This is a genomic window from Leptospira abararensis (assembly GCF_016918735.1).
Classification (GTDB): domain Bacteria; phylum Spirochaetota; class Leptospiria; order Leptospirales; family Leptospiraceae; genus Leptospira_A; species Leptospira_A abararensis.
In genome coordinates, this window is sequence record NZ_JAFFPR010000033.1 from 1 (window position 1) to 533 (window position 533).

Consider the following 533-nt stretch of genomic DNA (forward strand, 5'->3'; position numbering starts at 1 on the left):
ATCGATCGAAGCAACGGTAATACCTTTTTTTGCTAAATCATTTCTTAATTGTGCAGCTAGAATATGATCCTTGTTTGTAGGATTAACATAATTAAAGAATCGGAGATGATTATTAATGTCATCGAAGAGTTTTTGATTTTTAATACCGGTTAAAATTTCTTGTAAAATAATTCCGGTTAGAAATATTTCTTCTTCATTTTTAATAATTTGAAAAAGGAAAGTATCTTCAGAATTAACTGAATTATTCTTCCGTCTAAATGCTTCTGACCAAACCGAAGTATCAATGAGTAAGTTCATTCTAAAAAAATCGAGTGGAACTTAAGCTCTGATTTTTTTATAGTCAACTTTTGAATCGTATTCAATGGTATTAAAAAACTTAATAATTTCTTTCTGTTTGTGCTTTTTAATAAATTCAATGAGTGCAGTGTTTACAGTTTCTCTTTTGGTTTTCAATCCACTTATTGAATAAGCTTCATCAAGTAATTTGGAGTCAATGTTTAGATTAGTGGCCATAAGTAATTCAATTCTTACAC

General features: G+C 28.3%; 2 protein-coding genes. Both read right to left on the reverse strand.

The genetic code is table 11. The features are described from left to right. Positions 1–297 (reverse strand): PIN domain-containing protein (locus tag JWG40_RS10455; protein ID WP_205285755.1); only part of this gene is annotated, 297 nt, incomplete at its 3' end. Between the two features lie 21 nt (positions 298–318). Beyond that, on the reverse strand, positions 319–533 hold a 215-nt coding region (locus JWG40_RS10460), incomplete at its 5' end, for a type II toxin-antitoxin system VapB family antitoxin (protein ID WP_232369317.1).